Annotated in this window: 26 protein-coding genes and 2 pseudogenes; 20 read left to right on the top strand and 8 right to left on the bottom strand. The window is 62.8% G+C overall.

Translation table 11 applies throughout. The features are described from left to right. Positions 1 to 185 precede the first annotated feature (185 nt). Positions 186 to 1679 carry a CoA-acylating methylmalonate-semialdehyde dehydrogenase gene (locus ACIPZH_RS15890; protein WP_241806144.1) on the bottom strand — a complete coding sequence of 498 codons (1494 nt, stop codon included), beginning with the start codon at positions 1677 to 1679 and terminating at the stop codon, positions 186 to 188. Between the two features lie 73 nt (positions 1680 to 1752). Further along, positions 1753 to 3099 (bottom strand): aspartate aminotransferase family protein, encoded by a 1347-nt coding sequence (locus ACIPZH_RS15895; RefSeq protein ID WP_267818938.1) that lies wholly within the window; start codon positions 3097 to 3099, stop codon positions 1753 to 1755. Between the two features lie 118 nt (positions 3100 to 3217). On the opposite strand from ACIPZH_RS15895, the gene ACIPZH_RS15900 reads away from it, so the two are divergent. From ACIPZH_RS15900 to ACIPZH_RS15920, 5 genes are all read left to right on the top strand, one after another. After that, positions 3218 to 4135, top strand: coding sequence for a LysR family transcriptional regulator (locus ACIPZH_RS15900; protein ID WP_267818940.1), 918 nt, complete (start codon positions 3218 to 3220; stop codon positions 4133 to 4135). 90 nt (positions 4136 to 4225) lie between these two features. Continuing rightward, the gene (locus tag ACIPZH_RS15905) at positions 4226 to 4888 is read left to right on the top strand and encodes a TetR/AcrR family transcriptional regulator (RefSeq protein ID WP_241806147.1); all 663 of its coding nucleotides are present in this window, start codon (positions 4226 to 4228) and stop codon (positions 4886 to 4888) included. Between the two features lie 9 nt (positions 4889 to 4897). Next, positions 4898 to 5482, top strand: coding sequence for an IMPACT family protein (locus ACIPZH_RS15910; protein ID WP_400636843.1), 585 nt, complete (start codon positions 4898 to 4900; stop codon positions 5480 to 5482). A gap of 362 nt (positions 5483 to 5844) precedes the next feature. Next, positions 5845 to 6531 (top strand): SDR family oxidoreductase, encoded by a 687-nt coding sequence (locus tag ACIPZH_RS15915; RefSeq protein ID WP_400636844.1) that lies wholly within the window; start codon positions 5845 to 5847, stop codon positions 6529 to 6531. 106 nt (positions 6532 to 6637) lie between these two features. Further along, complete coding sequence (locus tag ACIPZH_RS15920) at positions 6638 to 7585, top strand: adenosine deaminase (protein WP_267818949.1); 948 nt, start codon at positions 6638 to 6640, stop codon at positions 7583 to 7585. Between the two features lie 18 nt (positions 7586 to 7603). Here ACIPZH_RS15920 and ACIPZH_RS15925 read toward each other — a convergent pair whose 3' ends face one another. Next, positions 7604 to 8311 carry a helix-turn-helix transcriptional regulator gene (locus tag ACIPZH_RS15925; protein ID WP_241806151.1) on the bottom strand — a complete coding sequence of 236 codons (708 nt, stop codon included), beginning with the start codon at positions 8309 to 8311 and terminating at the stop codon, positions 7604 to 7606. 489 nt (positions 8312 to 8800) lie between these two features. Between ACIPZH_RS15925 and ACIPZH_RS15930 the strand changes: the two genes are divergently transcribed. Further along, positions 8801 to 8998: a hypothetical protein gene (locus ACIPZH_RS15930; protein ID WP_267818953.1), complete on the top strand. Its 198-nt coding sequence runs from the start codon at positions 8801 to 8803 to the stop codon at positions 8996 to 8998. Here ACIPZH_RS15930 and ACIPZH_RS15935 read toward each other — a convergent pair. Both ACIPZH_RS15935 and ACIPZH_RS15940 read right to left on the bottom strand, forming a co-directional pair. Further along, on the bottom strand, positions 8949 to 10130 hold the full coding sequence (locus ACIPZH_RS15935; RefSeq protein WP_267818956.1) for a multidrug effflux MFS transporter: 1182 nt from the start codon (positions 10128 to 10130) through the stop codon (positions 8949 to 8951). The two genes, ACIPZH_RS15930 and ACIPZH_RS15935, sit on opposite strands and share 50 nt — an antisense overlap. Before the next feature lie 108 nt (positions 10131 to 10238). Continuing rightward, positions 10239 to 10436, bottom strand: coding sequence for a heavy-metal-associated domain-containing protein (locus ACIPZH_RS15940; RefSeq protein WP_241806154.1), 198 nt, complete (start codon positions 10434 to 10436; stop codon positions 10239 to 10241). Between the two features lie 144 nt (positions 10437 to 10580). Between ACIPZH_RS15940 and ACIPZH_RS15945 the strand changes: the two genes are divergently transcribed. The 5 genes and pseudogenes from ACIPZH_RS15945 (at position 10581) to ACIPZH_RS15965 (ending at position 15929) form a co-directional block, all read left to right on the top strand. After that, positions 10581 to 10967 (top strand): hypothetical protein, encoded by a 387-nt coding sequence (locus ACIPZH_RS15945; RefSeq protein WP_400636845.1) that lies wholly within the window; start codon positions 10581 to 10583, stop codon positions 10965 to 10967. Positions 10968 to 11019: 52 nt separating this feature from the next. After that, positions 11020 to 13419, top strand: coding sequence for a heavy metal translocating P-type ATPase (locus ACIPZH_RS15950; protein ID WP_400636847.1), 2400 nt, complete (start codon positions 11020 to 11022; stop codon positions 13417 to 13419). Then, on the top strand, positions 13416 to 13820 hold the full coding sequence (gene cueR, locus ACIPZH_RS15955; RefSeq protein WP_241806157.1) for a Cu(I)-responsive transcriptional regulator: 405 nt from the start codon (positions 13416 to 13418) through the stop codon (positions 13818 to 13820). Before ACIPZH_RS15950 ends, cueR begins: the two co-directional genes overlap by 4 nt. A gap of 318 nt (positions 13821 to 14138) precedes the next feature. Beyond that, positions 14139 to 15071: pseudogene (locus tag ACIPZH_RS15960) on the top strand (sensor histidine kinase); the annotation flags it as partial. 129 nt (positions 15072 to 15200) lie between these two features. Next, entirely contained in the window at positions 15201 to 15929 is a 729-nt protein-coding gene (locus ACIPZH_RS15965; protein WP_400629869.1) for a methyl-accepting chemotaxis protein, read from the top strand. 55 nt (positions 15930 to 15984) lie between these two features. On the opposite strand, the gene ACIPZH_RS15970 is transcribed toward ACIPZH_RS15965, so the two are convergent. After that, positions 15985 to 16764, bottom strand: coding sequence for a helix-turn-helix transcriptional regulator (locus tag ACIPZH_RS15970; protein WP_241806159.1), 780 nt, complete (start codon positions 16762 to 16764; stop codon positions 15985 to 15987). A gap of 70 nt (positions 16765 to 16834) precedes the next feature. Continuing rightward, positions 16835 to 18112: an acetyl-CoA C-acetyltransferase gene (locus tag ACIPZH_RS15975; RefSeq protein WP_400629802.1), complete on the bottom strand. Its 1278-nt coding sequence runs from the start codon at positions 18110 to 18112 to the stop codon at positions 16835 to 16837. 118 nt (positions 18113 to 18230) lie between these two features. On the opposite strand from ACIPZH_RS15975, the gene ACIPZH_RS15980 reads away from it, so the two are divergent. The 9 genes and pseudogenes from ACIPZH_RS15980 to ACIPZH_RS16020 all read left to right on the top strand — a co-directional run bounded on the left by ACIPZH_RS15980 (position 18231) and on the right by ACIPZH_RS16020 (position 24279). Continuing rightward, complete coding sequence (locus ACIPZH_RS15980) at positions 18231 to 19583, top strand: 3-oxoacyl-ACP reductase (RefSeq protein ID WP_400636849.1); 1353 nt, start codon at positions 18231 to 18233, stop codon at positions 19581 to 19583. 2 nt (positions 19584 to 19585) lie between these two features. Beyond that, positions 19586 to 20437: a MaoC/PaaZ C-terminal domain-containing protein gene (locus tag ACIPZH_RS15985; RefSeq protein ID WP_241806162.1), complete on the top strand. Its 852-nt coding sequence runs from the start codon at positions 19586 to 19588 to the stop codon at positions 20435 to 20437. Between the two features lie 83 nt (positions 20438 to 20520). Further along, on the top strand, positions 20521 to 20826 hold the full coding sequence (locus tag ACIPZH_RS15990) for a MazG-like family protein (protein ID WP_241806163.1): 306 nt from the start codon (positions 20521 to 20523) through the stop codon (positions 20824 to 20826). A 15-nt stretch (positions 20827 to 20841) separates the two neighbouring features. Then, a pseudogene (locus ACIPZH_RS15995) lies at positions 20842 to 20955 on the top strand (hypothetical protein); the annotation flags it as partial. Further along, positions 20907 to 21572: a methyltransferase gene (locus ACIPZH_RS16000; RefSeq protein WP_400629808.1), complete on the top strand. Its 666-nt coding sequence runs from the start codon at positions 20907 to 20909 to the stop codon at positions 21570 to 21572. The pseudogene ACIPZH_RS15995 and the gene ACIPZH_RS16000, both read left to right, overlap by 49 nt. Positions 21573 to 21593: 21 nt before the next feature. Next, a complete protein-coding gene (locus ACIPZH_RS16005) occupies positions 21594 to 22229 on the top strand; it encodes a DUF4136 domain-containing protein (protein WP_400636851.1) in 636 nt (211 codons plus the stop codon). A gap of 19 nt (positions 22230 to 22248) precedes the next feature. Further along, the gene (locus ACIPZH_RS16010; protein ID WP_400629812.1) at positions 22249 to 22818 is read left to right on the top strand and encodes a DUF4136 domain-containing protein; all 570 of its coding nucleotides are present in this window, start codon (positions 22249 to 22251) and stop codon (positions 22816 to 22818) included. 94 nt (positions 22819 to 22912) lie between these two features. After that, on the top strand, positions 22913 to 23383 hold the full coding sequence (locus tag ACIPZH_RS16015) for an A24 family peptidase (protein WP_241806167.1): 471 nt from the start codon (positions 22913 to 22915) through the stop codon (positions 23381 to 23383). 113 nt (positions 23384 to 23496) lie between these two features. Beyond that, a complete protein-coding gene (locus tag ACIPZH_RS16020) occupies positions 23497 to 24279 on the top strand; it encodes a response regulator (RefSeq protein WP_400629814.1) in 783 nt (260 codons plus the stop codon). A 62-nt stretch (positions 24280 to 24341) separates the two neighbouring features. Here ACIPZH_RS16020 and ACIPZH_RS16025 read toward each other — a convergent pair whose 3' ends face one another. After that, positions 24342 to 26000, bottom strand: coding sequence for a ShlB/FhaC/HecB family hemolysin secretion/activation protein (locus tag ACIPZH_RS16025; RefSeq protein WP_400636853.1), 1659 nt, complete (start codon positions 25998 to 26000; stop codon positions 24342 to 24344). Positions 26001 to 26021: the final 21 nt, after the last annotated feature.

Here is a 26021-nt window from a genome sequence, read left to right on the forward strand (position 1 = left end):
TCCAGCACTACCTGGATTAAGCAACTCATTGAATTTCAAGGAGTTTCTCGTTCCGACTACGCTGGAAGTGGGGCGCATTATAAGGGGATTCGAGAACGCGTCAAGGCTTAATTCCAATAAACTTCACAATCGCTGCAAAACAAAGCGGGGAGGCCTGCCGGCCTCCCCGCTGCGCTTCTCACACCTTAAAGGCTAGGGAAGGCAAATTGCGATGCCTCGTGGCTCGCACGTTGCGGCCACCGCTGGGTAATCGCCTTGCGACGGGTATAGAAGCGTACGCCATCCGGCCCATAAGCATGCAGGTCGCCAAACAGCGAGCGCTTCCAGCCGCCAAAGCTGTGGTAGGCCACCGGCACCGGCAGCGGCACGTTAACGCCAACCATACCCACTTCGATCTCATCACAGAACAGGCGTGCCGCTTCACCATCACGGGTGAAGATGCAGGTCCCGTTACCATACTCGTGGTCGTTGATCAGTTGCATGGCCTGCTCCAGGCTGTTCACGCGCACCACGCACAGCACTGGGCCGAAGATCTCTTCTTTATAGATGCGCATTTCTGGCGTCACCTTGTCGAACAGAGTGCCGCCCACGAAGTAGCCATCTTCATTACCCGCCACACGCAAACCACGGCCATCCACCACCAGCCTGGCGCCAGCAGCAACACCCTCATCGATGTAGCCCACTACCTTGTCACGGGCTGCGGCAGTCACCAGCGGCCCCATGTCCAGGCCACAAGAGGTGCCAGCACCGATCTTCAGCGCCTTGATCTGCGGCTCCAGCTTGGCGATCAGCGCATCGGCAACCTGGTCGCCCACACACACCGCCACCGAAATAGCCATGCAACGCTCGCCGCACGAACCGTAGGCCGCGCCCATCAGTGCGCTGACCGCGTTGTCCAGGTCGGCATCGGGCATCAGCACTGCATGGTTCTTCGCCCCGCCCAGTGCCTGGACGCGCTTGCCGCGCTTGGTACCTTCGGCATAAATGTACTCGGCGATCGGGGTCGAACCGACAAAGCTCAGCGCTTTAACTTCCGGCGCCTCGATCAGCGCGTCCACGGCTTCCTTGTCACCGTGCACCACGTTGAGGATGCCCTTGGGCAGGCCGGCCTCCAGCAGCAACTGGGCGATGTACAGGGTGGAACTTGGGTCACGCTCGGACGGTTTGAGGATAAAGGCGTTACCGCAAGCGATGGCCAACGGGTACATCCACAGGGGGACCATGGCCGGGAAGTTGAACGGCGTAATACCGGCGACCACACCCAGCGGCTGGAAGTCGGACCAGGCGTCGATGTTCGGGCCGACGTTACGGCTGTATTCACCCTTGAGCACCTCAGGTGCCGCACAGGCGAACTCGACGTTCTCGATACCGCGCTTCAGTTCGCCCGCAGCGTCTTCCAGTGTCTTGCCATGCTCTTCGCTGATCATCTGCGAGATGCGTGCCTCGTTCTGCTCCAGCAGCTGCTTGAAACGGAACATCACCTGGGCGCGCTTGGCCGGGGGGGTGTTGCGCCAGGCAGGGAAGGCTGCCTTGGCAGAGTCGATCGCTTCCTGCACGGTCGCGCGGCTGGCCAGTTCGACCTTGCGCACGGCCTGGCCGGTGGACGGGTTGAAGACATCGGCGGTGCGCTCGCCCTTGGAAACCAGCTCGCCGTGGATCAGGTGCTGAACAATGCTCATGCAAAACTCCAGATAAAGAAGGTTGATGCTGGCGCGCTAACAGCTCGCGCGCCTTACGTCAGAATCAGAAAGATCAGTCGATCTTGTTCAGCGCTTCACCGACCGCGTCGAACAGGCGGTCCAGTTCCTGCGGCTGGGTATTGAAGGTTGGGCCGAACTGCAGGGTATCGCCGCCGAAGCGTACATAGAAGCCGGCTTGCCACAGCTTCATCGCGGCTTCATACGGACGCACAATGGCATCGCCATCCCGGGCCGCGATCTGGATCGCGCCGGCCAAGCCGTAGTTGCGGATGTCGACGATGTTCTTGGTGCCCTTGACGCCGTGCAGCAGCTTCTCGAAGTGCGGTGCCAGTTCGGCGGCCGACTGCACCAGATTTTCCCTTTGCAGCAGATCGAGCGCGGCGATACCCGCAGCACAGGCAACCGGGTGGGCCGAGTAGGTGTAGCCGTGGGGGAATTCCACAGCATATTCCGGGGTCGGCTGGTTCATGAAGGTCTGGTAGATCTCGCTGCTGGCGATCACTGCGCCCATCGGAATGGCGCCATTGGTGACCTGCTTGGCGATGCACATCAGGTCAGGGGTCACGCCAAAGGCCTCGGACCCGGTCATGGCGCCCATACGGCCGAAGCCGGTGATCACTTCGTCGAAGATCAGCAGAATATTGTGCTGGGTGCAGATTTCACGCAGGCGCTTCAGGTAGCCCTTAGGCGGCGGCAGAACACCCGCCGAACCTGCAAGCGGCTCGACAATCACAGCTGCGATGTTCGAAGCATCGTGCAGTTCGATCAGCTTGAGCATCTCATCTGCCAGGGCAATGCCGCCCTCTTCCGGCAGGCCTTTGGAGAAGGCATTGACCGGCAGCACAGTGTGCGGCAAATGGTCGACGTCCAGCAGTTGGCCAAACATCTTGCGGTTGCCGTTTACGCCACCCAGGCTGGTACCGGCGATGTTCACGCCATGGTAACCGCGGGCTCGGCCAATGATTTTGGTCTTGGTGGCCTGGCCCTTCAGGCGCCAGTAGGCACGGACCATCTTCAGCGCGGTATCGGCGCACTCGGAACCGGAGTTGGTATAGAAGACGTGATTCAGGTCGCCAGGGGTCAGCGCGGTGATCTTCTCGGCCAGCTGGAACGACAGTGGATGACCGAACTGGAAAGCAGGCGAGTAATCCAGCGTTCCAAGCTGACGCGCCACCGCCTCGGTGATTTCCTTGCGGGTATGCCCGGCACCGCAGGTCCAAAGGCCCGACAAGGCATCGAAGATCCTGCGCCCTTTGTCATCGACCAGATAATTACCTTCGGCCGCCACGATCAGGCGTGGGTCGCGATGGAAATTGCGGTTGGCGGTGTAAGGCATCCAGTGCGCATCCAGCTTGAGCTGGCTTGCGATACCGGCAGGGGCGGTTTCGGGCATGTTCATCGGCGGTTCCTCGAAAAACGAATAGGCAACGATGGATGTTGTTGCAGCTAAATTCGCACGTGGATAAAGTCTGAAAAAGACTACTTTTCTAATCTTCAGGTAGCGCAAGACTAAACTTATGAGCCGACGCCCCGACCCACTCGCCCAAGTCAGCGATTTCGACATCCGCCTGCTGAAAATCTACCGCAGCGTAGTAGAGTGCGGCGGCTTCTCGGCAGCCGAAAACGTGCTTGGCATTGGCCGCTCAGCCATCAGCCAGCAGATGAACGACCTCGAACAGCGTTTGGGCCTGCGCCTGTGCCAGCGTGGCCGCGCCGGCTTTTCGCTGACCGAGGAAGGCCGCGAGGTCTACCACTCGGCGCTGCAACTGCTCAGCGCCCTGGAAACCTTCCGCACCGAAGTCAACGGCCTGCACCAGCACCTGCGCGGAGAACTGAACATCGGCCTGACCGATAACCTGGTGACCCTGCCGCACATGCGCATCACCCATGCGTTGGCCGAGCTCAAGGATCGCGGCCCCGAGGTACGCATCCAGATCCGCATGATCGCCCCAAGCCAGGTCGAGCAGGGTGTGCTCGATGGCAGCCTGCATGTCGGCGTGGTGCCGCAAACCAGCCCGCTATCGGGCCTTGAGTACCAGCCGCTGTACAGCGAACGCTCGCTGCTCTATTGCGCGGTCGGCCACCCGCTGTTCTATGCCGACGATCAGCAGATCGATGAAGCCCGCCTCAACAGCCAGGAGGCGATCGCTCCGACCTTCCGTTTACCCGCCGAAATCCAGGCGCTTTATCAGGCCCTGAACTGCACCGCCAGCGCCTCGGACCGTGAGGGCATGGCATTTCTGATCCTTACCGGCCGCTACATCGGCTACCTGCCCGACCACTACGCCACGTTCTGGGTCCAGCAAGGCCGGCTGCGCGCCCTCAAGCCCTCACAGCGCTTCTATGACCTGAGCCTGAGCTGGGTAACCCGTAAAGGGCGACGGCCGAATCTTGTGCTGGAAAGCTTCCTCGAGAGCCTGGCTGCGACACGCTGATGCCTGCTTGTGACGCTAATGCTTGTTACTTGAGCGCAGGAAGGTAATCTTGTCCGACATCCGTTGCCACAGACCTGTACGGAATCGTCCATGACCCTAGAAGTCCCTGCGCATCGCCTTTCCGCCTCGGGCAAGCCCGCCGGCCGCATCCGCCAGAAGAACGAACAGGCCATCATCCAGGCCGCCGAAGACGAGTTCGCCCGCCATGGCTTCAAGGGCACTAGCATGAATACCATTGCGCTCAAAGCCGGCTTGCCCAAGGCCAATCTGCATTACTACTTCACCAACAAGCTCGGCCTGTACATTGCCGTGTTGAGCAACATCATCGAGCTCTGGGACAGCACCTTCAACGCCTTGAGCGTCGATGACGATCCAGGCGTTGCGTTGAGCCATTACATCCGCACCAAGATGGAGTTCTCCCGGCGCAACCCGCAAGCTTCCCGGATATTCGCCATGGAGGTGATCAGCGGCGGCAGTTGTCTGACCGAGTACTTCAGCGCCGACTACCGCGAGTGGTTCCGTGGCCGGGCGGCGGTATTCGAGGCGTGGATCGCAGCAGGCAAGATGGACCCGGTAGACCCGGTTCATCTGATATTCCTGCTCTGGGGCAGCACCCAGCACTATGCCGACTTCGCCACCCAGATCTGCCAGGTTACCGGCCGCAGCCGCCTGACCAAGCAAGACATGGAAGATGCGAGCAACAACCTTATCCACATCATCCTCAAGGGGTGCGGCATCACGCCGAGTGCCTGACATCTACTTATGCCTTCTACCCTGCTCGACCTCTGCGAGTTTCGCGAGGAAATCCGCAAGAGCCGCTTCATCACCCTCGCCGGCCCGATATCCAGCGCCTCCGAGGCGATGAGCTTCATCGAACGCCACAGCGACTTGGCTGCCACCCACAACTGCTGGGCCTGGAAGCTGGGCGGGCAGTACCGCAGCAGCGATGATGGCGAACCTGGCGGCACGGCCGGCAGGCCAATCCTGGCTGCCATAGAAGCCCAGGACTGTGACCAGGTCGTGGTATTGGTGATCCGCTGGTACGGGGGCATCCAGCTAGGCACCGGCGGCCTGGCCCGGGCGTATGGTGGCGGTGCCAACAAGTGCTTGCAGCAGGCGCCGAAAAGGCTGCTGGTGCAACGAAGCGAGTACAGCTGCAGTTGCAGCTTCAGCGAACTGGCCCTGGTCAAACTGCGCCTGGCCGAAGTCGACGGTCTCGTGCTGGAAGAGCGGTTCACCGCCAATGGGGTCGACCTGCACATTGCGGTCGGCGAGGCGCACACCGGCGCGCTGCAACAGCAACTGGCCGACCTCAGCCGCGGGCGCATCCTCTTGGAAGCCCACTGACCTTTGCCCACAACAACTGTGGGCCTGCCTGTGGATAAGCTTGGGGCACTCCGATGCAGGCCACGCCCTTCATGGCCTGCAGAGCATTGAGCATTTTTTGATCATAGTACGATAAAAGGCTCGGTGGGCTGAGCTTGGGTGAGTTATCCCCAGTCATGAACCCTCTATAACCAAGGCCGCCTGGCATCTTGCGCACATTAACTGTGGAACAGCCTGTGGATAACCCGTTAGCCAACGAGCGAAGCCCCCGGGCACGCACGGCCAAACACCATTGATCATTTCTTGACCACTCGTGATGCGGCGCATGACGCCAGTCTGCAGTATGCTCAAATCCTTTTCCCTACTGCGACAGGAATGTACCTATGACGACTCCAAGAACTGCCCTCATCATCGGTGCCTCCCGCGGGCTTGGCCTTGGCCTGGTGCAGCGCCTTCACGAAGATGGCTGGAACATCACGGCCACGGTGCGTGACCCGCAAAAACCCAGCGCTCTCGATAACGTGCCAGGGGTACGCGTCGAACAGCTGGAAATGAACGACACCGCACAGCTCGATGGCCTGAAGCAGTGCCTGCAAGGCGAAGTGTTCGACCTGGTGTTCATCAATGCCGGTGTCATGGGGCCGCTGCCGCAGGATTTGGAAACCGTACAGCGCAATGAAATCGGCGACCTGTTCATGACCAACGCCGTCGCGCCGATCCGCGTTGCCCGGCGCCTTGCCGGCCAGGTGCGTGAAGGCTCGGGCGTGTTGGCGTTCATGAGCTCGATCCTGGGTAGCGTGACCATCCCCGACGGTGGCGAGGTCTGCCTTTACAAGGCGAGCAAGGCTGCGCTGAACTCGATGATCAACAGCTTCGTGGTCGACCTGCAGCGGCCTGACCTCTGCGTATTGGCCATGCACCCGGGTTGGGTCAAGACCGATATGGGCGGCGAGAACGCCGAAATCGACGTGCTCACCAGTACCCAGGGCATGCTCGAACAGATCAAGGCGCAAAGTGGCAACGGCGGGCTGCGCTTCATCAACTACAAAGGCGAATCGCTCGTCTGGTGAGTCGGATCTGATCGGTGGTTGAAACGATGCAAGGCCAGGCCGGGCGCAATACCCGGCCTGGCCCTGTAGAATGGCGGCAACCGTATCTGATTTGAGAACACCCACTATGTATGAATGGTTGAACGCCCTGCCCAAGGCTGAACTGCACCTGCACCTGGAAGGCTCACTGGAGCCGGAGTTGCTGTTCGCCCTGGCCGAGCGCAACAAGATCGCCCTGCCCTGGAACGACGTCGAAGCCCTGCGTAGCGCTTACGCCTTCAACAATTTGCAGGAATTCCTCGACCTGTATTACCAGGGTGCAGACGTGCTGCGCAGCGAGCAGGACTTCTATGACCTGACCTGGGCCTACCTGCTGCGCTGCAAGGCGCAGAACGTCATCCACACCGAGCCGTTCTTCGACCCGCAGACCCACACCGACCGCGGCATCCCGTTCGAGGTAGTGCTCAATGGTATCAACCAGGCACTCAAGGATGGTCGCGAGCAACTGGGTATCAGCAGCGGCCTCATCCTCAGCTTCCTGCGCCACCTGAGCGAAGAAGAAGCACAGAAAACCTTGGACCAGGCCCTACCGTTCCGCGACGCGTTCATCGCGGTCGGCCTGGACAGCTCCGAGAAAGGCCACCCGCCGAGCAAGTTCCAGCGCGTCTTCGACCGTGCCCGCAGCGAAGGCTTCGTCGCCGTGGCCCACGCTGGCGAGGAAGGCCCACCCGAATACATCTGGGAAGCCCTCGACCTGCTGAAAATCAAGCGCATCGACCATGGCGTGCGCGCCATAGAAGACGAACGCCTGATGCAACGCATCATCGACGAGCAGATCCCACTCACCGTGTGCCCGTTGTCCAATACCAAACTCTGTGTGTTCGATCACATGAGCCAGCACAACATCCTCGACATGCTCGAGCGCGGCGTGAAGGTGACCGTGAACTCGGATGACCCCGCCTACTTCGGCGGCTACGTCACCGAAAACTTCCACGCCTTGCACACCCACCTGGGCATGACTGAAGATCAGGCCCGCCGCCTCGCGCAGAACAGCCTGGACGCACGCTTGGTGTGACCGGGCAAGGCGTTGCAGCTACCCCACTTGCAACGCTGGAACGCGGGCAATGCGATTGATCTGTTGAATCCCCAGTGCCGAGATCTGCAATGCCCGCGTGTTCTCCGCCTCGCGTATCCATCCCGACTGCAGGAACAACGTGAGCAAGGCCTGCCCCAGGCTGCCGCCAAGATGAGGCCCCTGGTCGCTCCACTCATTACAGTGGCAGATCACGCAACCGCGCTGCTGCTGAGGCGCCAGTGCATCGATATAGACGCCAATGCCAGCCAACTGCGCCCGGCCCTCCTCACTGACCATCATCTGGTGCACGCTGCCCTCCAGCCAGCCTGCTACCACCAACCGATGATAGAGCTCACCGGCCAGCTCGCCGCCCAGGTGATCACCGCAACGACGGGCCCGGCGCGTCGACATCGGCATTGGCAGCGGCTTGGCCTGCACGCCCCGGTCGGTACCCAGCTGCACGCTGGCCAAGGCTTCCACGGCCGCCCCCACTTGTGGCGTCGCCAGCCGGAAGTAACGCTTGCGACCGCGCGCCTCAAGCCTGAGCAGGCCTGCCGACGACAGCAATGACAAGTGGGCGCAGGCCGAGGAGGACGTCAACCCAGCCATCATCGCCAGCTCATCGGTCGGTCGCGGCGTGCCATCGATCAACGCCCACAACATGGCGCTTCGCTTGGGGTCGGCCATCAGGCCGGCAATCTGACTGATACTGCTGACTGTATTCATGTCCCTTCAACTCCCTGCAAGATCCGAATTCCAATGGCCAACATTGGTAACGCCGATGGCCCCCTAGCTGCTACCGGCCTGGCACCGGGGTCAGTATAAGCCGCATGAACGGCCCGTCCGGCAGCCGCGCAGGCAGCCCAGGGGAGTCAAAGAGGGATGGGTAGGGCAACCCTTGACCGATTGGAATAGGCCAATGGCCCCGCGTCAGTTTTAGGTGACAGGCATCAGGCCGCGAAATAGAAGGGAAGAAACGACGCACGAGGAACAATGGCCCCGCGCGGGCAGAGACTCTGCCGACAGCGCCGTTCCATAAATAGCGCAAACAAAAGTGAAGGTTCTACACCCTCCAGCCATTGCATCTGGAAGCGTCTGACGCCCCTGCCGGAAAATGCCCTGACCGCCAGTCAGGACGCCCACTCATACCCTGGCACCCCGTAACCGCAGCGCTACACTTGAGCCGCTCTCCCCACCCTTCGGAGGTATGCCGCGATGGAGATTATCGTCAGTGCGTCTAACCGTAACCCCAACTGCCCCTGGGAAGTCAGGCTTGACCAGCATGTGGTGAGCTTTCGCAGCGAAGCAGAAGCACGCGCCTTCGTCGTCACACTGGAAGCTCGTCTGCGCGCGCCTCACCCACTCAAGCCGCAGGCGTGGCCTGCAAGCGCCGGGTCAACAGCGCAACACTGACCACCAGCGCCCCGCACAGGCTGATTACCAACGCCATGGGCACTGCACTGCCATCGTGCAGCAGGCTGACCAGCGCCGCCGCGCCTGCGGCGACGCTGAATTGCAGGCAGCCCATCAAGGCCGAGGCGCTACCGGCGCGTGCGCCCTGCCCGCTCATGGCGCACGCCGAAGCATTGGGGATGATGCAACCCAGGCTGGCGATGCAGATGAACAGCGGCACCAGCAATGGCCATAGTTCAGCTGGGCGCAGCGCTGCCACACCGAGCAACGCCAGCCCCGCAGCCAGGTACAGCCAGACTGCACGCACCAGCAGGAAGGCCGGCCCACGCTTTGCCAGCAGACGCGCGTTGATCTGCGCCACCAGGATGAAACCTGCCGCATTGGTACCGAACAACCAGCCGTAGTGCTCGGCCGGCACACCGTAGAGCTTAATGAACACGAACGGTGAACCGGCGATGTAGGCAAACATACCCGCGATGGCGATCCCTCCGGTCAATGCATGGCCAAAGAACGTGCGGTCAGCCAACAACCGAAGGTATTGACGCAAAGCGCCCGACAACGGCTGACGCGGCATGTGCGCAGGTAAGCTCTCTGGCAACCCCAGGCCGACCGCCAGCAAGCAAGCAGCACTGAACAGGCTCAATGTCAGGAAAATCGACTGCCAACCCGCCAGGTTCACCAGTACGCCGCCGAGCATCGGTGCAAGAATTGGCGCCAACCCCATCACCAGCATCAGTTGTGAGAACACTTTGGCCGAGGCCACCGGGTCGCACTTGTCACTGACGATGGCCCGTGACAACACCATTCCGGCGCAGCCGCCCAGCGCCTGGACGAAGCGCGCCAAGATCAGCGTGTCCAGGTTTGGCGCGTAGGCGCAGGCCAACGACGCCAGGGTAAACAGCGTGACGCCAAACAGCAGCGGCTTGCGCCGGCCAAAGCGATCGGCCACCGGCCCATACGCCAGTTGCCCGAGCGACAGGCCGAGGAAGTAGGCGGCCAGCGTGGTCTGGACGTGTTTTTCGTCGGTGGCGAACGCCTGCGCCATGGCCGGGAAGGCGGGCAGGTAAAAGTCGATCGCAAGGGGCCCAAACGCACTGAGTGCGCCCAGGATCAGCACCATTCGCAGGTTCATCAGGAATCCATAGCAGGCTAAGCAAGTGCGTAAGTCTACCTGCAAGCGACGCCATCAGCATGAAAACATTTGCAACAAAACAGGGCCGCAGAAGCGGCCCATTCGACTTCAGGCCACGTCGGCCTGGTAGCCCTCTTCACGAATCGCTGCCAGCAACTGCTCAGCAGCCAGAGCGCTCTGCACACGCACCTGCCTGCCGGCCAGATCGACCTCGACCTTGGCGCTCGCGTCCTGGTCCTGTACCGCGCGGGTCACCGCCTTGACGCAATGGCCACAGGTCATGCCTTGTACGTTGAACACTTGCATGGGTGTTGCCTCCTTCAGGGTTTGGCGCAGTTTCAAGCTTGCCATCGGGGCAAGGTCAAGTTCTGCATCGAACGGCCGGGCTGGAAATCCCTACCAACCTCGGCCAAGCTGCGCCTTTACGATTCGGCAAGCAGGAGATTCTTCATGTTCAGGACAGCAGTGGGCGTTGTCGGGCTATTGGGCACGCTGGCAGCAGTGCCACCGGCAAGCGCCGAAGGCAACTCGGACTACAGCGTGCTGATCATTTCACGCGAACGCCTGGAAGTGGCCACCAGCTGCGAAATCGGTGTCTATCTCAACGACCAGCTCTCCGGGCGCGTGTTCCAGGAACAGTCGACCTCCTTCAACCTGCCGCCCGGCCCTGTTGACGTGCGCTTGCGCCTGCTGCCGGGGCAGATGCCCGGCTGCGCGCCCGGCCTGGAAGACCAGCGTAGCACCCGGCTGACCCTGCAAGCGGGCCAGATCAACAAGTACCGCATTGCCATGGGCCACAATGGGCTGGTACTGAGGCGAGCCAGCCTGGACTATTGACCTTCCCCACATGGCAAGGTTGATGCTGGTGGCCTGTCCAAGGAGGAGAGCCATGCCCGCATCCACTTCATTCGACCTGCCGATCTCCGGCATGACCTGCGCCAGCTGTGCTGGCCGCGTCGAGCGCGCGCTGCGCAAGGTCAATGGCGCTGAACAGGTCAGCGTCAACCTCGCCAACGAACAGGCCAGGGTCCAAGCCCCGGCCGGCAGCCTGCCGGCCCTGGTCGAGGCCGTGCGCAGCGCCGGGTACCAGGTACCGACCCGCACCCTGGAGCTACGCATCGATGGCATGACATGCGCCAGTTGCGTCGGCCGTGTGGAGCGCGCACTCGGCAAACTACCGGGCGTCGAGCAGGTGAGTGTCAACCTTGCCAACGAACGTGCCCACCTTCAGGTGCTGCAGGGCCTTGATGACAACCTGTTGCTCGGCGCGGTCGAAAAGGCCGGCTACGGTGCCAGCCTGCCGCTGCCGGCCGACAACGATCAGCAAGCCGTCCAGCGCCGACTGCGCAACGAACGTCTGGCCGTAGGCACCGCCCTTGTGTTGGCCCTGCCCCTGGTGTTGCCGATGCTGCTGCAACCCTTTGGTGTGCACTGGATGTTGCCGGCGTGGGCGCAATTCGCGCTGGCCACCCCCGTGCAGTTCATCCTTGGTGCACGCTTTTATGTGGCGGCCTACAAGGCTGTGCGCGCTGGCGCCGGCAATATGGACCTGCTGGTCGCGCTGGGCACCAGTGCCGGTTACGGCCTGAGCCTGTACCAATGGGCCAAGGCACCGGCCGGGATGGCCCCGCACCTGTACTTCGAGGCGTCGGCGGTGGTGATCGCCCTGGTGTTGTTGGGCAAGTACCTGGAAAGCCGCGCCAAACGCCAGACCGCCAGCGCCATCCGTGCCCTCGAGGCGCTGCGCCCAGAGCGCGCCGTGAGGGTGGTCGATGGCCACGAAGAAGACGTTGCAATTGCCCGGTTGCGGCTCGGTGACCTGGTGCTGGTCAAGCCCGGGGAGCGCTTCCCGGTCGATGGTGAAGTGGAAGAAGGCAACAGCCACGCCGACGAAGCCCTGATCAGCGGCGAGAGCCTGCCAGTGCCCAAGCAACCGGGCGATAGCGTCACCGGCGGCGCGATCAACGGCGAGGGCCGGCTGCTGGTGCGTACCCGGGCGTTGGGTACAGAAACCGTGCTGGCCCGCATCATCCGCCTGGTCGAAGATGCCCAGGCTGCCAAGGCGCCCATCCAGAAACTGGTAGACCGGGTCAGCCAGATCTTCGTGCCGGCCGTGCTGTTGATCGCACTGCTGACCCTGATCGGCTGGTCACTGGCCGGCGCCCCGCTGCAGACTGCGCTGATCAATGCCGTCGCCGTGCTGGTGATTGCCTGCCCTTGCGCCCTTGGCCTGGCCACACCTGCCGCGATCATGGCGGGCACAGGCGTTGCCGCGCGCCACGGCATCCTGATCAAGGACGCCGAGGCACTGGAGCGCGCCCATGCGGTGAACCGCGTGGTGTTCGACAAAACCGGTACGCTCACCTCTGGCAGCCCGCGCGTTGTCCACAGCCAGGCACTGGTAGGTGAGAAAGCCGAATTGCTTCGCTTGGCCGCTGCCCTGCAACGGGGCAGCGAACACCCCTTGGCGAAGGCAGTACTCGATGCCTGCACCGGGCAGGGGCTGGAGGTGCCTACGGTAACCGGCAGCCAGTCCCTTACCGGCCGCGGTATCGCTGGCCAGGTGCAAGGCCGTGACCTGGCCTTGGGCAACCGGCGCCTGCTCGACGAATGCAACCTGCAACCCGGCGCCCTCGCCACACAAGCACAGGCCTGGGAAGCCGAAGGCCGTACCCTGTCCTGGCTGATTGAACGGGGCCCACAGCCTCGCGTGCTAGGGTTGTTCGCCTTCGGCGACAGCCTCAAGCCAGGTGCCGAACAGGCTATCTCAGCCCTGCACCAGCGCCATATCAGCACCCACCTGTTGACCGGCGACAATCGCGGTAGCGCCAAGGTGGTCGCCGACACCCTCGGCATCGACGATGTACACGCCGAAGTGCTCCCGGCCGACAAGGCCGCCACGGTAGCCGAGCTGAAAAAGGGTGGTGTAGTGGCGATGGTCGGCGACGGTATCAACGACGCCCCAGCGCTTGCCGCCGCCGATATCGGCATCGCCATGGGGGGCGGCACCGACGTGGCCATGCAGGCTGCCGGCATCACCCTGATGCGTGGTGACCCGCGCCTGGTGCCTGCCGCCCTGGAAATCAGCCGCAAGACCTATGCGAAAATCCGCCAGAATCTGTTCTGGGCATTCATCTTCAACTTCATCGGCATCCCGCTGGCCGCGCTGGGTTATCTGAACCCAGTAGTGGCCGGCGCCGCCATGGCGTTGTCCAGCGTCAGCGTGGTAAGCAACGCCTTGTGGCTCAAGACCTGGAAACCCACCAGCACCTCGCAGGAGGCCCCATGAATATCGGCCAGGCCGCCCGCCGCAGCGGGCTCAGCACCAAGATGATCCGCTATTACGAAGCCATCGGCCTGCTCAAGCCGGCCACCCGCAGCGACAGCGGGTACCGCCTGTACCAGCCAGAGGACCTGCACAGCCTTGCCTTCATCAAGCGCTCACGCGACCTGGGGTTTTCCCTGGAAGAGGTGGGCAAACTGCTGACCCTGTGGCAGGACCGGCAACGCGCCAGCGCCGACGTGAAGGCGCTGGCGCTGCAACACATCGATGAGCTGAACCGGCGTATCGAGGAACTGGCCAGCCTGCGTGACACCTTGAGCGAACTAGTAGCGCACTGCAAAGGCAATGACCGGCCTGACTGCCCGATTCTCAAAGATCTCGCAAAAGGGAGTGAATGCTGCAGTTGAGCCCACGCTTGGTATGCCATATTAGCCTGGAGCCGACCGAATAGTCGCCAAATGCGCCTTTGCCCAATAAATACGGGCATTTTCACTCAAAAAAACCCGGACGCCGCCGATACAGTTTCTACCTGCCTCGCGTGTCGAAAAAAATAAATTCCGGGAGCGTCGATGAACATCAAACAGAAACTGACCTGGGCATTCGCGGTCATCGCCGCACTGCCCATCGTCCTCGTAGCCACCTTGGTGGTCATCAACCTGCGCGGCGAAGCCCGCGACGATTTCCTTGACGGCAGCAGCCGGGAAATCCGCCAGGTCAGTAACGCGATGAACCTGTTTTTCCAGGGCATCACCCAAAACGTCGACTACCTGGCCAGCCTCCCCCAGGTCACCGGTAGCGGCGACAACGTCAAGAAACACATCAGCGCCGACGCTGCGCAAATCACACCCAGCGATCAGGACAAGACACTGTACGAACTGTTCACGCGCCTGGCCAAAAGCCATCCGGACTACGCCTACGTATCCTATGGCCTGCAAGACGGCGGCTACGCCTTCTGGCCAGGCGATCCGAACATGAGCAACTACGACCCGCGCACCCGCCCCTGGTACCAGGCGGCCATGGCCAACCCTGGCAAGACCCTGCGCACCGCCCCCTACTACTGGGCCGGCGACGATGCCGTACTGGTCAGCACTGTGCGCACCGTTGCCAACCAACTGGGCAGCCCCGGTGGCGTGGTCAACATCGACGTATCGCTCAAGGGCCTGACCGAGATCGTCCAGCAGATCAAACTAGGCGAAAGCGGCTACCTGATCCTCATGGAAAACAACGGTAACGTGATGGTCGACCCACGCGATGCCAGTCACAATTTCAAACAGCTGGCCAGCTTTGGCGACGGTTATGCCGAGCTGGCCAAAGCCGGCAAGGGCTTGGCTGAGGTCGAAATCGGCGGCGTGCGCTACATGGCCAACGTCTACCCCGACGAAAAACTCGGTTGGACCTTCATAGGCCTGATCCAACAAAGCGAAGTGATGCAGACCACCACCCGCCTCACCTGGCTCATCGGCGGCGTCGCGCTGGTGCTGGCTGCGCTGTTCGCTGTGGTCGGCGCCACGTTCGCCAAACTCATCGTACGCCCCATCAACAGTGTTTCCAGTGGCCTGGAGGACATCGCCCAGGGCGAAGGCGACCTGACCCGCAACCTGGAAGTCCGTGGCCGTGATGAAACCGCGCAACTGGCCGGTTGGTTCAACCAGTTCCTCGGCGCCATCCGCAGCCTGATCCAGCATATCGGCTCGGCGGCGGGCAAGATCCTCAGCACCTCCACCAGCTCCACTCAGGTCTCCAGCGACATGGCCGAGGCCGCCGGGCGCCAGCGCGAAGCAGTGGACATGGTGTCCACCGCATTCCACGAAATGGTCGCCACCGCCAACGAGGTTGCCCGCTCCTGCAGCCAGGCCGCGCAGTCGGCCGACAGCGGCCAGCAACAGGCCCGCGAAGGCCAGCAGCAGATCGATGCGGCCGTCAACAGTGTCGACCGGCTGAGCCAGGAGATCGAGCAATCGGCCCAGTCGATCCAGCAATTGGAGCGCGACAGCAATGCCATTCAGTCGATCCTCGGTACCATTCGCTCGATTGCCGAACAGACCAACCTGCTGGCGCTCAATGCCGCGATCGAAGCCGCCCGCGCCGGCGAACAGGGCCGCGGGTTTGCGGTAGTGGCCGACGAGGTCCGGGCGCTGGCCAAGCGCACCGCCGACTCGACGGCTGAAATCGATGGGCTGCTTGGCAACCTGGCCAGCCGTACCGCCGAAGTGGCCGAGCAGATGCATGCCAGCCTGGAAGTGTCGCAGCAGTCGGTCAACCGCATTGGCCTGGCCCGCGACAGCTTTGGCCAGATACGCGAGTCGGTGGACATCATCCGCGACATGAACACGCAAATCGCCACCGCGGCAGAAGAACAGCACCAGGTTGCCGAAGACATCAACCGCCATATCAGCCAGATCCACGGTGATGCGCAGTTGGTGGCCGACCTGGCGCAGGCGGCGCGGCAGGACTCGGAAAGCCTGGCCGGGTTGTCCAATGAGCTGGATTCGCTGGTACGACGCTTCCGCACCTGACCGGCAGGCTGCACCGGCCTCTTCGCAGGTTCCCCGAGAAGAGGCCGGCCCCCCGCTACAACGTCAACTCACCCGGTGTAGAGCCAAACAATTGCTTGAAGGCGGCGATGTAGGCCGACGTCGAGTCATAGCCGCAGCCCAGCGCCGCGTCTGTCACACTCGCCCCCGTCTCCAGCAACGCCAGCGACGACAATAACCGCATGCGTTGACGCCAGTTGCGAAAGCTCAACCCCGTCTCGCGCTGAAAAAGGCGCATCAGGGTCTTTTCCGAGCACTGCAATTGGCCGGCCCACTGCTGCAGGGTTTGCACCTGATCCGGCGCGGCAATCAAGCTGTTGCACAGCGCCAGCAAGCCGGCATGCCGGGGCAGCGGCAGGGAGAACCCCACTTCAGGCAAAGTACGAAGCTGGTCGAGCAGCACCGAGACCAAGCGGCCTTCGACGCTATCGCCTTCGGGATAGTGCGGTGGGAAAACACAGAACTGCTTGATCAACTCACGCGCCAGCGGTGTCACTTCCAACACCCGGCACTGCGCCGAAGCCCAAGGGCAAGCGTCGCGGCGAATGTACAGGCTGCGCATTTCCGCCCGTCCGGACGTCACCACTTCGTGTTCAGCGTCGGCAGGAATCCACACACCCCATTGCGGTGGGGCGAAATAGCTGCCATCACGCGTGTAGACACCCAGCACACCGCTGATCGCATAGGAAAACTGCACCCAGTCGTGGCTGTGGCGAGTGGTCCAGGAGCCGGCCCCCAGGCTTTCAGCACGGGCATAGAGCGGCCTGGGCAAATGGACCAGGGCTGGAATGGCGCGGGGGTGTCCGATACTCGGCATAGTGAGTTCTTGTGGTTCTGACCAGACAAGCCTAACACCGGCCACAGGCACCCTGCAGCCCTGCAGGCGGTCACCGCTCGACGATCACTGTCACCCCTTGCCCGCCCGCCGCGCAGATCGAAATCAAGCCGCGCCCCTTCCCCGCCGTCGCCAGCAGTTTGGCCAGGTTGGCCAGGATCCGCCCCCCGGTCGCCGCGAACGGGTGCCCTGCCGCCAATGAGCTGCCCTTGACGTTGAGCTTGCTCCGATCGATCGCGCCCAGCGGCGCCTCCAGCCCCAGCCGCTCGCGGCAGTACTCGGCACTCTCCCAGGCCTTGAGCGTGCACAGCACCTGGGCAGCGAATGCCTCATGGATCTCGTAATAATCGAAGTCCTGAAGGCTAAGGCCATTGCGCGCCAGAAGCCGCGGCACCGCATAGGCCGGCGCCATCAGCAGCCCTTCCTGCCCTTTGACGAAGTCCACCGCAGCCGTCTCGCCATCGACCAGATAGGCCAGCACCGGCAGGCCCTGTGCCTGCGCCCACTCCTCCGTGCCCAGCAGCACCAGCGACGCACCATCGGTCAGCGGTGTGGAGTTGCCCGCTGTGAGTGTGCCCACGCCGCTGCGGTCGAAGGCGGGCTTGAGCTTGCTCAACTGCTCGAGGGTCAAGTCCGGCCGCAGGTTGTTGTCGCGCGTGAGGCCCAGAAAGGGTGTCAGCAGGTCATCCTGCCAACCCTCGGCATAGGCCGCTGCCAGATGCTGATGGCTAAGCAGCGCCAATTCGTCCTGCTCGGCGCGGTCAATCTGCCAGGCCTGGGCCATGCGCTCGCAATGCTCGCCCATCGACAACCCGGTACGCGGCTCGCCATTGCGCGGCAGCTCGGGTTTCAGATGCCCCGGGCGCAGTTGCAGGAAGGGCTTTAGCCGCTCGCCCAGGGTCTTGCCACGGTTGGCCTGCAGCAAGATGCGCCGCAGCCCCTCATTGACCCCGATCGGGGCATCGGAAGTGGTGTCGACGCCACCGGCGATACCGCTGTCGATCTGCCCAAGGGCAATCTTGTTGGCCACCAGCAAGGCCGCCTCCAGCCCGGTGCCGCAAGCCTGCTGAATATCGTAGGCCGGCGTCTGTGGCGAGAGCCGCGAACCCAGCACACATTCGCGCGTCAGGCTCATGTCGCGAGAATGCTTGAGCACCGCACCGGCCACGACTTCACCCAGGCGCAAACCGTGCAAGCGGTACCGTTCTGTCAGCCCCTCCAGCGTGGCCGTGAGCATTGCCTGGTTGCTGACAGTGGCGTAGGTGCCGTTGGAGCGGGCAAAAGGTATTCGGTTGCCGCCCAGAATCGCGACCCGGCGAAGTGAACGCATGCGTAGATTCCTCCTGAAACATCTCGATCCGAACAGCCTAGGTGTTTTTGCCGCATTCGAACGACCTTCCTACAAAGTTGGTCCACACTTCAATGCTTGCCTTCAGGGAGACCCGCACATGAGCGACCGCTATCTCGACTTTGCCAACTCCAACCTCGGCCGCCGCCTCATCGATGCCGTCGGGCTGCCACACCCGGCACCGCTGGAACGCTGGCAGGCAGGCCGCCTACGCCCGGTGGAAGGTGCGTTGGTGATCGGCGGAGGGCCTTTGGCAAATCAGGTCGAAGCCATCGCTCCCCGCCTGACCAGCGAATGCTACAGCTTCAATGGCGCAAGCCTGCAGGCGCCGGCATGGGTGGCGGGCCTGGGGCCCAAGCTCAAGGCTGTGGTATTCGATGCCAGTCATCTGTCCGACAGCGATGAGCTGAAGCAGTTGCGCGAATTCTTCCAGCCGTTGCTGCGTAGCCTGGCGCCCTGCGCCCATGTGGTCATACTCGGGCGCCCTCCGGAAGGCATCGACGACCCGCTGACCAGCGTCGCCCAGCGTGCCCTGGAAGGCTTCAGCCGCTCGCTGGCCAAGGAGCTGCGCAACGGTGGGACGGCGCAGCTGTTGTACCTGGATGAAGCTGCCGACAGCCAGCTCGAAGGCGCCTTGCGCTTCTTTCTGTCACCCAAGAGTGCGTTCATTTCCGGCCAGGTGCTGCGCTTGCAAGCCTGTGCCAGCGAGGTCGAAGACTGGACGCGGCCGCTGGCCGGGCGCCGGGCACTGATCACCGGTGCTGCGCGCGGGATCGGCGCAGCCATTGCCGAAACCTTGGCGCGTGATGGTGCCGAGGTGATGCTGCTGGACGTGCCGCAGGCCCAACAAGACCTCGATGCCCTCGCCGCCCGCCTGGGCGGCAAGGCGCTGGGCCTGGACATCTGCGCCAGCGACGCCGCTGAGTTGCTGCTCCAGGCTTTGCCCGGCGGCATCGACATCGTCGTGCACAACGCCGGCATCACCAAAGACAAGACCCTCGCCAACATGACCCCTGACTACTGGGACGCGGTGATGGCAGTCAATCTCAAGGCACCCCAGGTACTGACCCAGGCACTGTATGCAGGCGGCGCGCTGGGGGCGGACGCACGCATCACGCTGCTGGCTTCGGTCAGCGGCATCGCCGGCAACCGCGGCCAGGCCAACTATGCCGCAAGCAAGGCCGGGCTGATCGGTTTTGCCCAGGCCTGGGCGCCGAAGCTTGGCGCGCAAGGCGGCAGCATCAATGCCGTGGCCCCCGGTTTCATCGAGACGCACATGACCGCCGCCATGCCCATGGGCCTGCGCGAAGCCGGGCGGCGCCTGAGCTCGCTGGGCCAGGGCGGTCGCCCTCAGGATGTCGCCGAGGCCATCGCCTGGCTCAGTCAGCCCGGCTCCGGCGCGGTCAATGGCCAAGTGCTGCGGGTCTGTGGCCAGGCATTGATGGGAGCTTGACCATGAACCGCCCTTGGCACGACCTGAACAGCCCCGACTCACGCGCAAGCCTCTATCTGCGCGCTGCCAGCAAACGCAAGATCAGCGGCCAGGCGCTGCCAGCCGATGGCCTGCGCTGCTTCATGCGTGTGCAGCACGGCAATCTCGCAGCGTACCGGCATCTTTGCCACTTCACCGATGACGCCCGCTTGCCGGGCACCTACCCCCACATCATGGCGTTCACCCTGCAGTTGCAGTTGCTGACCGCCGACAACTTCCCCTTCCCGCTGCTGGGCCTGGTACACCTGCATAACCGCATCGAGGTGCTGCGCCCCCTGGGTGGCATCGACGGGCTGCACTTTGCGGTCTATGCCGACAACCTGCAGCCACATGCCAAGGGCGGCACATTCGACCTGATCACCGAAGCCGAAGATGGCTTAGGCCTGATATGGCGCGAAACCAGCCGGATGCTGGTGCGCGGTTTGAAACGTGAAGGGCAGCCCGAAGAGCGAGAGGAAAGCGAACCCCAGCCGTTGCCTGAAGCGACCCGCTGGTACGCCGACAGCGATATCGGCCGGCGCTACGCCAAAGTCTGTGGCGACTACAACCCGATTCACCTGAGCGCCACCAGTGCCCGGCTGTTCGGCTTCCCCAAAGCTATCGCCCATGGCATGTGGAGCAAAGCCATGGCGCTGGCAGCCCTGCGCGGGCACCTGCCAGACAGCGGATATGCCTTTGAGGTGGATTTCCGCAAACCCGTGCGGCTGCCCTCGGAGGTGGTATTGAGCGCCAGCGCGGCCGGCCCTGCCGGGGAACTGCGCCTGGATGGGCATGGCCAGCTGCTGCATATGGTCGGGCGCTGGGGGGCGCTGTGAAGGCCACAGGCTACCGTGGCCCCTGAATCCTCTTGCTTTGCGTTGGGGCTGCACGGAAGCTATGCGGCACTAGGAGACCCGCGATGAACCTGCAAGAACTCACTCAACGCCTGCACCAGATCCGTGACAACAACGACTGGCGCGGCTTCCACAGCCCGAAGAACCTGGCCATGGCGGCCAGTGTGGAAATGGCCGAGCTGGTGGAAATCTTCCAATGGCTCAGCGAGGACGAATCGCGCCAGCTGCCTGCGGACAAACTCGCCCACGCCGGCCAGGAGGTAGGTGACGTCGTCCTCTACCTACTGCTGCTGTGCAGCGAACTGGGCCTGGACATGGAGCAGGTGGTACGGGCCAAGCTGGCCGACACCGAAAGGCGCTTCGCTCGATGAACGACCGTCACTTCGATGAACTGGCCACCCGCTTCGCCGAGAAAATCTACGGTGGCGCCAAGGGCGCTATCCGCCTGGCCGTGCTGCAGGCCGACCTGGCCGAAACCCTCCCAGACCGCCCGCTACGGGTGCTCGACATCGGCGCAGGGCTCGGCCACATGGCGTTATGGCTGGCCGAGCGCGGTCACCAAGTGACCCTGGCCGAACCGGCCGCACCCATGCTCGAAGGTGCCCGCACGCGCTTTGCCGATGCCGGCCAGACCGCCACCTTCATCCAGGCGCCATGGCAGGACCTGCTCGGTCAACTCACCGAGCCCTACGATCTGGTGCTGTGCCACGCCGTGCTCGAATGGCTGGCCGAGCCAGAGAGCATCCTTCCGGTGCTGCACCAGCTGACCGCGCCCGGCGGTTGGTTGTCCCTGGCCTTCTACAACCGGGATGCGCTGGTTTATCGCAACCTGCTCAAGGGCCATTTCCGCAAGTTGCGCAGCAACCGCCTGGAAGGTGAAAAACAGAGCCTCACCCCGCAGAAACCGCTTGATCCGCGTGAGCTCAAGGTGCAACTTGATCCTCTATGGCAGGTCGAAACCGAGAGTGGCGTGCGAGTGTTCCACGACTACATGCCCAGGGAGTTCCAGGCCAAGGCGCAGATGCTCGACCTGCTGGAAATGGAACTGGCCCACCGCCGCCACCCAAGCTTTGCCGGGCTTGGTCGTTACCTGCACTGGATGTGCCGCCCTCGCTGACCTGCCCGCCGGGAGGACCTCATGCCGTACCGCCTGTTGTACCTGGCCTTGCTGCCGCTTGCCCTCAGCGCCTGTCAGGGCAGCAACCCGTACGTTGCCAGCAGCCGCCCCTTGCCACCGGCGCCCGCGCAGGCAGCCACCACCTTCGACGCCAGTGCCTACCCTGCCCCAGCGCGTGACTATGGCCGTTACCGCAGCTGGAGCTGGCGCAACGGCCAGTTGCCAAGCGGCACTGCCGACGCCGACCCGGGGCAACTGGCCGATGCCGTCAGTGGTGCCCTCGACCAGCATGGGCTACGCCCAGCCCGGGGCGCGACCGGCGACTTGCTGGTCAGTGCCGACATGCGCCTGGAGCGGCGTTTGCGCCAGGTACGCGACTATGACTACTACGACCCCTACTACGGCCCGTACCCCTATGGCGGTGTCGGTTTCGGCGGCTACCGCAACGGTTACGGCGCCTATGGCAGCGTGCCGATCGTACGCACCTACGAAGTTGAGGTGATGGTGGTGCGCATCGATCTGTTCGACGCTCGCAACGGCCAGCCGGTGTGGAGCGCGAGTGCTGAAAGCGGCAGCGACAAAAGCTCGCCACGTGACCGCGAAAGCGCCTTGCGCGAATCGGTACACAAGGCGCTCAGCGGCTATCCTCCCAGTTAATGCCTAACGGAGAACCATCATGATGCGTCGCTTCGTTCTACTGTCATTGGTACTGTTGCTTGCCGCCTGCTCCAGCAACAACGTCCAGCAGGATTTCGACGCCAGCCGAGACTTTGCCGCGTACCGCAGCTGGGCATGGCAAGAGCCGGCCCTGCACTACCGCCCGGATGACCCGCGGATCAAGAGCGACCTTACCGAACAGCGAATCCGCCAGGCCGTCGCCGACCAGCTCGACCAGCGCGGCCTGCGCCCGGTCCAGGGCAGTGCCCAGCCTGACGTCAAGGTCCGTGCTTATCTGATCGTCGAGCAACGCCAGCAGCAGATCACCACCAACTACGGCGGTGGCTGGGGCGGCTATTGGGGGGGCTATTGGGGCGGGCCGATGTACAACGAAACCCGTAGCGTCGATTACAAGGTGGCGACCATCCAGGTCGACATGTTCGATGGCCGTGACGGCAAGCTGGTCTGGCGCGGCAGTGCAGAGCAGATCATGAACAATTACCCGCCCAGCCCTGAGGAGCGCAACAGCGCCATCCAGAAGACGGTGAGCCAGGTACTGGGCAACTACCCGCCAGGCAGGGCCAAATGAGCATCGCATAGCCCGTTCGTCAGATCGCGTCTACCCTGTTGATAAACCTTGATGAACGGGTAGACGTGTTCAACGAATAAGGATCGACCTGCCAATGCAAAGCATTGTTCTGCTGATGTGGCTTGCCTTGTGCACTGAACAGGATATTCGCGAACGCCAGATCGCCGACGTCCTGACCTTGGGGGTAGCAGCGGGTGCCTTGGTCTGGCTGTTCTTCACCGGCCACACCTGGATTGGCGCCGAGGCCAGCGACGCCGGCTGGGCCTTGGCCATCGTCATGCTATTGACCTTGCCAGGCTACATGCTCGGCCGCTTCGGCGCTGACGACGTCAAGCTCATGGGCGCCCTGGCGTTGGCGACCAGCCATGAATATGTGCTCGGGACCTTTATCGGTGCAGGCGTCAGCGTGTTGCTCTGGCTGCTGACTCGCCGGCGCCTGTGGACCTTGTTCAACCCGAAGGTGAAGAAGAGGTTGCAGGCACTCACCGAACAAATGGGCGACAAACAAGCCTTCGTGCCCTATGTGCTGGCCGGCTTTCTGCTCACCGCGGTGTGGATCCAATGATCAATCCCGTTGTCCGAATACTTGTACATGCGTTGTACAGGTTCGCCAGCAGCGTCTATGGTTAAGCTGCCAGAGCGTCTGGCCCGGGAGCAGGGCCGCTTAGGAACAGGGAGGTGATCGTGACCAAGTCATTCAGTGAGGTGAAGGTTCTGGTGGTTGATGACCAGCCGCTGATCGTCGAACAGCTGTGTGAGTATCTTGAAAGTCAGGGCCATCATTGCGTGGCCGCGCATTCGACAGACGAAGCCATCGAGCGCTATGTGGCAGATGAAGCCATTGGCCTGGTGTTGTGCGATCTGCACATGCCCGAGCGCGATGGCATTGAACTGATGCGCGAGCTGAAAGAAATTGCCGGGCGCCAGCGCGTGTTCGAAGCGATCATGCTCACTGGCCGCGCCGACAAGCAGGACGTGATTCGTGCGTTGCGCGAAGGCTTCACGGATTACTACCAAAAACCCGTGGACCTCGACGAACTGCTGGAAGGCGTGCGTCGCCAGGAGCAGGTTTTGCTGGAGCGCAGATCCAACTTCCAGGATTTGGGCAGTCTCAACAAACGCTTGCAAGACTTGGCTGGCTGCATCGATGAACTTTACCAGGACCTGGAAAAAGCTCGGGGCCAGGGCGTTCACCGCCGCGCCAGCGATGTCGAAGAGGGTGAGAGCGACCTGCCTGCCGCGTTCGAGAAACTCTCACCACGCCAGCTGGAAGTGGCACGGCTGGTGAGCAAAGGCAAGACCAACTACCAGATTGCCTGTGAACTCGGGATTACCGAAAACACCGTGAAACTTTATGTGTCGCAAGTGTTGCGGCTGACCCATATGCACAACCGCACGCAACTGGCGCTAGCACTGACACCCAGTTCGTCGCCGGTGCACCTGCGGTTCACCACCCATTGATTGAAGCTGCCTTCACAGGCCCTATCACCGGCAAACCGTCGATAGGGCCTAAAGCCGGTGGCTCAATCCAACTGATAGCTGACACTCAGCATCAGCCGCGGCCCACGGTTCAGGCTGTCCAGTGCCACATCCGCCAGCGGCTTGGCGACCTCCAGCGCCACATTGCCATACCGCGCGCCTGCCAGGCGCACGCCCAGCGCTACTGAACTGAGGTGCGCATCCTCGAAAGGCCCGCCGTTGTACCAGGCGTGCGCTGCATCGAGTACCGCATAGGGCTGCACCCGTTGCAACCAGGCACGGCCAGGCCTGATGCTGTAGTTGAGCTCGTAAGCCACACCCCAGCCCTTGTCACCCGCAGCCTGGTCGCTTGGGTAGCCGCGGCCGAAATGCTGCCCGCCAAACGCCGCCCGCTCACTCTCGGGCAGCCTGTCGTCACTCCAGTGCACTGCGGCCGCCACCACGCTCTGCCAGTTGTCAGACAGTTGGTCGCTCTGCAGCCCAGCGATTCGAAAGCGCAGAAAGTCCATGTCGTAGTCCGCATCGCTGCGCGCCCCCAGATAGTCCATACCCTGGTAGACCCCGGCACTGGCGATACGCAGGCGACGGTGGTCAGCCTTGCGCCAATCGCCTTCGAATGACAGCGCGCGAACAGAGGAGTCGTACTCGGGTAAGCCGCCGGACCGATACTCGATGTGCTCCCCGACCGAATAGAAACGCCCGGCCACGTTCACCCATTCGTTCGGCGCAATCATCAGCGGCTGGCCGAGACCAACTGAATAACGCTCACTCTCGAGCCGCTGATCGATGTCGGCACCGTGATCCAGGCGCACGCGTGTACGCGGCTCGCTGCGGTACCGCGCTACGGCTAACAGCAATTGGCTGCCCTGAGCGTCCAGAGGCTGGCTGTAATCCAGGCGCTGGTAATCAACGTGGTCGCCACCGGGCGATAGCAGAAAGCTCGCAGCCAGTTGCTCGGCAAAGCGCGTCTGGCCATTGCTGGCGAGTTTGAACAGCGCCTGCGGCCCTCCGCGGCTGCCGTCACTCAGGGTCACGCCAGCATCAACGGGTCTGTGCCATGCACGTACCCTCAGACGGTTTGCCTCTTCAGGGGCGCGCCCTACCACCACCTCCGCCTTCACATTGATACCCGGTATCCGCTGCGCCGCGCCGACATAGCGCTCGAGCGTCTCCTGGGTCAGTGGCCGCTCGGCCAGCAGGCGTGCTGTCATCTGCTTGAGGTGGAGCGCAGACGGGCCGATATCACCCAGCAGCTCATATTCTTTGATGTACCCTTCCACCAGCACCACCTGCACACGGCCCTCGGCAAAGTCCTGAGGTGGCAGGTAGGCATACGACAGCGGGTAGCCATCATGCTGGTAACGCTGGGTCAGTCGCTCAGTGAATTGCTGCAGATCGCCCACGGATATCTGGTGCCCGATCAATGTTTGATAGTGCTCACGCAATTCACTCAGCGGGTAAACCGTACCGCCTTCAAAACGCACCTTGTGCAGCACGAACCGGGCTTCTGACGGCACGCGGGTGGGGGCAGTGGGCAACACGACCTGCAGCGCCGGTGTCACGGGGCGATAGGTATCCACCGGCAGGTTGGCGGTCGGCAGACGGCGCTCGTATTCCTGGGTGTCGAGAAACGCCGGCAACGGCTCGGCGAGGGCCAGGCTGGCCCAGGTCAGCAGCAACGGGGGCACGACCGCAAGACGCATAGGACGCTCCACAATCCCTTG

The organism is Pseudomonas sp. NPDC089758 (genome assembly GCF_044748705.1).
Classification (GTDB): Bacteria; Pseudomonadota; Gammaproteobacteria; order Pseudomonadales; family Pseudomonadaceae; genus Aquipseudomonas; species Aquipseudomonas putida_X.

Excerpts from the sequence above, each read along its gene's own strand:
- ACIPZH_RS15890 (WP_241806144.1), bottom strand. The coding sequence starts at position 1,679 with ATGAGCATTGTTCAGCACCTGATCCACGGCGAGCTGGTTTCCAAGGGC.
- ACIPZH_RS15895 (WP_267818938.1), bottom strand. The coding sequence starts at position 3,099 with ATGAACATGCCCGAAACCGCCCCTGCCGGTATCGCAAGCCAGCTCAAG.
- ACIPZH_RS15900 (WP_267818940.1), top strand. The coding sequence starts at position 3,218 with ATGAGCCGACGCCCCGACCCACTCGCCCAAGTCAGCGATTTCGACATC.
- ACIPZH_RS15905 (WP_241806147.1), top strand. The coding sequence starts at position 4,226 with ATGACCCTAGAAGTCCCTGCGCATCGCCTTTCCGCCTCGGGCAAGCCC.
- ACIPZH_RS15910 (WP_400636843.1), top strand. The coding sequence starts at position 4,898 with ATGCCTTCTACCCTGCTCGACCTCTGCGAGTTTCGCGAGGAAATCCGC.
- ACIPZH_RS15915 (WP_400636844.1), top strand. The coding sequence starts at position 5,845 with ATGACGACTCCAAGAACTGCCCTCATCATCGGTGCCTCCCGCGGGCTT.
- ACIPZH_RS15920 (WP_267818949.1), top strand. The coding sequence starts at position 6,638 with ATGTATGAATGGTTGAACGCCCTGCCCAAGGCTGAACTGCACCTGCAC.
- ACIPZH_RS15925 (WP_241806151.1), bottom strand. The coding sequence starts at position 8,311 with ATGAATACAGTCAGCAGTATCAGTCAGATTGCCGGCCTGATGGCCGAC.
- ACIPZH_RS15930 (WP_267818953.1), top strand. The coding sequence starts at position 8,801 with ATGGAGATTATCGTCAGTGCGTCTAACCGTAACCCCAACTGCCCCTGG.
- ACIPZH_RS15935 (WP_267818956.1), bottom strand. The coding sequence starts at position 10,130 with ATGAACCTGCGAATGGTGCTGATCCTGGGCGCACTCAGTGCGTTTGGG.
- ACIPZH_RS15940 (WP_241806154.1), bottom strand. The coding sequence starts at position 10,436 with ATGCAAGTGTTCAACGTACAAGGCATGACCTGTGGCCATTGCGTCAAG.
- ACIPZH_RS15945 (WP_400636845.1), top strand. The coding sequence starts at position 10,581 with ATGTTCAGGACAGCAGTGGGCGTTGTCGGGCTATTGGGCACGCTGGCA.
- ACIPZH_RS15950 (WP_400636847.1), top strand. The coding sequence starts at position 11,020 with ATGCCCGCATCCACTTCATTCGACCTGCCGATCTCCGGCATGACCTGC.
- cueR (WP_241806157.1), top strand. The coding sequence starts at position 13,416 with ATGAATATCGGCCAGGCCGCCCGCCGCAGCGGGCTCAGCACCAAGATG.
- ACIPZH_RS15965 (WP_400629869.1), top strand. The coding sequence starts at position 15,201 with ATGGTGTCCACCGCATTCCACGAAATGGTCGCCACCGCCAACGAGGTT.
- ACIPZH_RS15970 (WP_241806159.1), bottom strand. The coding sequence starts at position 16,764 with ATGCCGAGTATCGGACACCCCCGCGCCATTCCAGCCCTGGTCCATTTG.
- ACIPZH_RS15975 (WP_400629802.1), bottom strand. The coding sequence starts at position 18,112 with ATGCGTTCACTTCGCCGGGTCGCGATTCTGGGCGGCAACCGAATACCT.
- ACIPZH_RS15980 (WP_400636849.1), top strand. The coding sequence starts at position 18,231 with ATGAGCGACCGCTATCTCGACTTTGCCAACTCCAACCTCGGCCGCCGC.
- ACIPZH_RS15985 (WP_241806162.1), top strand. The coding sequence starts at position 19,586 with ATGAACCGCCCTTGGCACGACCTGAACAGCCCCGACTCACGCGCAAGC.
- ACIPZH_RS15990 (WP_241806163.1), top strand. The coding sequence starts at position 20,521 with ATGAACCTGCAAGAACTCACTCAACGCCTGCACCAGATCCGTGACAAC.
- ACIPZH_RS16005 (WP_400636851.1), top strand. The coding sequence starts at position 21,594 with ATGCCGTACCGCCTGTTGTACCTGGCCTTGCTGCCGCTTGCCCTCAGC.
- ACIPZH_RS16010 (WP_400629812.1), top strand. The coding sequence starts at position 22,249 with ATGATGCGTCGCTTCGTTCTACTGTCATTGGTACTGTTGCTTGCCGCC.
- ACIPZH_RS16015 (WP_241806167.1), top strand. The coding sequence starts at position 22,913 with ATGCAAAGCATTGTTCTGCTGATGTGGCTTGCCTTGTGCACTGAACAG.
- ACIPZH_RS16025 (WP_400636853.1), bottom strand. The coding sequence starts at position 26,000 with ATGCGTCTTGCGGTCGTGCCCCCGTTGCTGCTGACCTGGGCCAGCCTG.